Consider the following 462-nt stretch of genomic DNA (forward strand, 5'->3'; position numbering starts at 1 on the left):
ATTTACCGAAGTTAGAAACTGGAGTACGTTTAATGAAATCTATCCTGTTGCGACAAACCAGTATTTACTCGGTGTGTTTCCTCCATCTATCAAAAGCGACTTCACAAAGATCATTCAATGCTTACATAATATGATGGTGGCGCATGCAATGACGGTTAACCTATTCAAGGAAAATAACTATCCTGGTGAAATTGGCGTCGTCCACTCGTTGGAAACAAAATACCCTGCCAGTGACTCAGAAGAAGACCGTCATGCCTGTTTCCTGGATGACGCGTTATCAGTCAGGTTTCTCCTTGATGCTACTTACCTCGGTTATTATTCTGAGAAAACCATGCTTGCACTGGATGAAATCTGTCAGGCAAATGGTGCGAAATACGAGTTTTTGGACAGTGATTTTGAAATCATGAAAAAAGCTTCAACACGAAATGATTATCTCGGCATCAATCATTATCAATGCCATTT

General features: G+C 40.3%; 1 protein-coding gene. It reads left to right on the forward strand.

Translation table 11 applies throughout. The features are described 5' to 3' along the window. A partial coding sequence (locus CVN76_RS32255) for a family 1 glycosylhydrolase (protein WP_157805460.1) occupies positions 1-462 on the forward strand: 462 nt, incomplete at both ends.

This window comes from Bacillus sp. mrc49, assembly GCF_002803435.1.